Raw genomic sequence first — 4,063 nt, forward strand, 5'->3', positions numbered from 1 at the left:
GCTGCAGCGCGCGGTCGCGCGCGCGCTCGGCGGCGCGGTGTACGGGCTGCTGGCGCTCGCCTTCGCGATGTCGCTGCTCGGCGTGTGGGGGACGCGCGGCGCCTCGCTCCCCGCGCCCGCCGCCGCGCCGGTGGTGCGCGACGTCACCGGGCTGTCGCAGGTGCGCGTGGCGCGCGTGGTGGCGCCCACCTCGCTCGAGGCGCTGGCCGCCGCGGTGCGCGACGCCCCCGGCGCCGTGAGCGTCGGCGGGGGGCGCTACAGCATGGGCGGGCAGACGGCGACCCCCGACGGCGTGCAGCTCGACCTCCGGCGCTTCCGCGGCGTCGTCGCCCTCGACACCGCGGCGCGCACGCTCACCGTGCGCGCCGGCACGACGTGGCGCGAGGTGCAGCAGGCCATCGACCCGCACGGCCTCGCCGTGCAGGTCATGCAGACGTACAACAGCTTCACGGTGGGCGGCGCGCTCTCGGTCAACGCGCACGGCCGATACGTGGGCCGCGGGCCGGTGAGCAGCACGGTGCGCGCGCTGCGTCTCGTCCTCGCCGACGGCTCGGTCGTGACGGCGAGCCGCGACGAGCGCCCGGAGCTGTTCTGGGCCGCGCTCGGCGGCTACGGCGGCGTCGGCGTGATCGCCGAGGCGACGCTGGCGCTGGCGCCCAACGCGCGCGTGCGCCGCGAGGACGCGACCATGCCGGTCGCCGAGTACCTCGCCTGGTTCCGCGCCAACGTGCGCGACGACACGACGGCGGTGTTCCACAACGCCGACCTCGCGCCGCCGACGTTCGACGCGGTGCGCGCCGTCACCTACCGCACCACCGACGCCCCGCTCACCGACACGACGCGCCTCCGCCCCGCCGACCAGGCGTCGCGGCTGCACCGCTGGGCGTACGCGGTCATGAGCCAGCCGCGCCTCGGCCCGTGGGCGCGCGAGCACGTGATCGAGCCGATGTTCTACCGCGGCGGCGAGGACCACCCGGTCACCTGGCGCAACAACGAGGCGAGCTACGACGTCTCCGAGCTCGAGCCGGCGAGCCGCCTCGCGCACACGTTCGTGCTGCAGGAGTTCTTCGTCCCGGTCGACAGCCTGGTGCCGTTCACGCGGCGCCTCGCGCCGATCCTGCGCGACTCGGTCGCCCGCGCGATCAACGTCTCGATCCGCCACGCGCACGCCGAGCCGCAGCCGTACCTGACGTGGGCGCCGACGGAGACGTTCGCGTTCGTGCTGTACTACCGGCAGCCGACCACCGCCGAGGCGCAGCGCGCGGTCGGCCGCTGGACACGCACGCTGGTCGACGCGGCGCTGGCGTCGGGCGGGCGCCACTACCTGCCGTACCAGCCGCACGCGACGCGCGCGCAGTTCGCGCGCGCCTACCCGCGCGCGCCCGAGTACTTCGCGGTCAAGCGCGCCGCCGACCCGGCGGGGAAGTTCACGAACGTGCTGTGGGACCTGTACGCGCCCGCCCCCGACGGCGCCGCGCCGCCCGTGTCCGCCGCGCGCCTCCCCGCCGTCCTCCCCGCCGAGGTGCGCCTCGCCCTCGACACGCTCCCCGACTACTACCTCTCCGAGGCGCGCACCTGGATGACGCACCCGGAGTGGGACCTCGTCTACTCCAGCGAGGCGTACGGGCGCTGGCTGCGGGCGGGGCGCGCGCCGAGCGCGTTCCCGTACGCGCGCGCGCTCGGCACCTTCTGGCGCGCCTACGTCGGCAGCTGGCGGTGGACCGCCGAGCGCGCGGCGGTCGCGCCGGGGACGCACCTGATGCTCGCCGTCATCGGCACCAGCACCGCCGTCGAGTACGGGCTCAAGGGGCTCTACGAGAACACCGTCGGCCGCCTGACCGAGGCGCTGGCGCCCGCCGCGCCGACCCCCGAGGAGCGCGTCGCCGCGGCGGTCAACGCGGAGTACGCCGAGTTCATCGCGGTCCGCCCGTGGTACGAGTACGACTACGCGCGCGCGCGGGCGCAGCTGATGGCGGCGGTGCGCGAGCCGGGCCCCGACGCGGCGCCGCGCGTCGAGCGCCGGCTGGCGCTCGGGCTGGAGTTCCTCGTCAAGCAGGGCTACGCGGCGCTCATCGGCGGGGGCACGCACGCCGTCTACCAGCCCGACGCCGACCGCCGCTGGATCGTCGTCGCCGGCGCCGCCGACTCCGCGACGCGGGCGGCGCTCCCGACGCTGCGCGCCAGCGTCCCGCTCGACCGCGGCGACCGCGCGCTCGCCGCGCCGCGCTACGGGCCGTACCGCGACGCGCTGCTGGCGCTCGCGCGCGACCCGGCGGTGCGCGTGGTGGAGCTGAGCGGCGCGGGCCACGTCGCCGTCACCGGCACCGCGCCGCGCGGGTGGCGCCCGCCGCCGGGGACTTCGCTCGTCCTCGCCACGCCGGCGATCGACGACCCGGGGCGCGTGCGCTTCCTCCTCGACGTGCGCGTCCCCGAGCTGCTGGCGGCGCTGCGCGAGGTGCGCGCGCCGGCCGCGGTCGACCACGTCTACGACTACTGAGCCACCGCGATCGGGGCCCGCGCCGGCGCCGCGGCGGCGCGCGGCGCGTAGGCCAGCGTCAGCAGCACCACGCTGATCGCGACGTGCGGCGCGTTCAGCGCCAGGTCGGCCGGCCACGGCTTCTCGTTCACGAACCCGTACAGCAGGAAGAACAGCGCGTCGAGCGCGTAGTACCAGCCGAGCGCCGTGCACACGAGCCGCAGCTCCGACTCGCGCCCGCGCAGCGCGGCCGCCGCCAGCGCCAGCGCCGAGACCCCATGCGTGATGTCGTCGAGCGCCGACATCATGAAGAGCCCGAACAGCCGCCGCTCCGTGCCGTGCATCGTGTACCACCCGGGCACCCACCCACTGGCGACGACGAGGATGAACAGGACCGCGAACACGGCGACGACCACGCGGAGCTGCGCGGCGGAGACGGTGGGGCGCATGGGGGCGGGCGGGGGTGGAAGGGGGTCCCACTAGGTCGCACCGTCCGGCGATCGCGGCAAGGGGAGGGCGTGCGGCGGGGCTGCGGGCTCCGGACTGCGGGCTGCGGACTGCGGACTGCGGATTCGGAACCCGCAGCCCGCAGCCCGCAGCCGAGAAACCGCCCGCCCCGCGCGAAGGTAGTAGCCCCCATGCCCCTCCGCGCCCTCCTGGCCGCGGCCGCCCTCGCCCTCCCCGCCGTCGCGCGCGCGCAGCCGGCGCTCGCCGCGGCGGCCGACCTGCTGGCCCGCGCGCGCGCCGCCCGCGTGGCGCAGGACTCCGCGCTGCGCGCCTACCAGGCGCTGTCGCGCGAGCGCGTGACCGCCACGCTCGGCGTCCTCGGCGCGCTCGGCCCGGCGCGCACGATCTTCCGCCAGGAGACCGCGGCGCGCGTGCGCTGGACGCGCGAGGGGGGCGTGGACCTCGAGCTGCTCGGCCGCCGCCGCTTCTCGGGCGTCCCGGGGATGCGCGCCGACCGCGAGGCCGTCCTCGACGCGCCGGTGCCGTACTACCCCGGCCGCGACGCCCTCTGGATCGGCGGCGGGCGCTTCGTGCGCACCGACGTCCGCGACGACGAGGTGGTGCACCCGCTCGCCGACGGCGCCGAGGCGTACTACGCGTACGCGGTCGGCGACTCGGTGCGCATCGGGCTGCCATCGGGCGGCGCGGTGCGGCTGCGCGAGCTGCGCGTGACGCCGCGCCGCGAGGGGTGGCGCCTCAGCAGCGGCTCGTTCTGGTTCGACGAGGCGACGGCGCAGCTGGTGCGCGCCGCCTACCGCGCCACCGCGCCGGTGGACGTGTGGGACCGGGCGCGCGACGCCGAGGACCCGACGCAGCGCCCGCCGCGCTGGCTGCCCTGGCTCGTCGGCCCGGCGCGCTTCGAGCTGCGCGCGGTGACGCTGGAGCACGCGCTGCACGAGGGGCGCTTCTGGCTCCCGCGCGCGCAGTTCGCCGACGCGGGGCTCGACGCCGGCGCGTCGCGCATCGGGCTGCGCATCGAGCAGCGCTTCGCGTACGAGGCGGTAGACGGCGGCGTCGTCCTCCCCCCGCCGCCGCCCGCGGGCGCGGCCGCGCTGGCCGCGTGGCGCGACTCGCTGGTGG

The 4,063-nt window shown here is 77.4% G+C and carries 3 protein-coding genes; 2 read left to right on the plus strand and 1 reads right to left on the minus strand.

Annotated elements, in window-relative coordinates:
• The coding region (locus PYV61_RS21870) for an FAD-binding oxidoreductase (protein WP_275835653.1) at positions 1 to 2,497 on the plus strand (2,497 nt) is incomplete at its 5' end.
• Here the strand turns inward: PYV61_RS21870 and PYV61_RS21875 are convergent.
• Complete coding sequence (locus tag PYV61_RS21875; RefSeq protein ID WP_275835655.1) at positions 2,491 to 2,925, minus strand: hypothetical protein; 435 nt, start codon at positions 2,923 to 2,925, stop codon at positions 2,491 to 2,493. The genes PYV61_RS21870 and PYV61_RS21875 overlap by 7 nt on opposite strands.
• Positions 2,926 to 3,114: 189 nt before the next feature.
• Here PYV61_RS21875 and PYV61_RS21880 point away from each other — a divergent pair.
• On the plus strand, positions 3,115 to 4,063 hold a 949-nt coding region (locus PYV61_RS21880; protein ID WP_275835657.1), incomplete at its 3' end, for a hypothetical protein.

Source organism: Roseisolibacter sp. H3M3-2, from assembly GCF_029211165.1.
Lineage (GTDB): Bacteria > Gemmatimonadota > Gemmatimonadetes > Gemmatimonadales > Gemmatimonadaceae > Roseisolibacter.

What these genes read in the sequence shown, in the direction of transcription:
- PYV61_RS21875 (WP_275835655.1), bottom strand. Translation starts at nt 2,925, where the DNA reads ATGCGCCCCACCGTCTCCGCCGCGCAGCTCCGCGTGGTCGTCGCCGTG.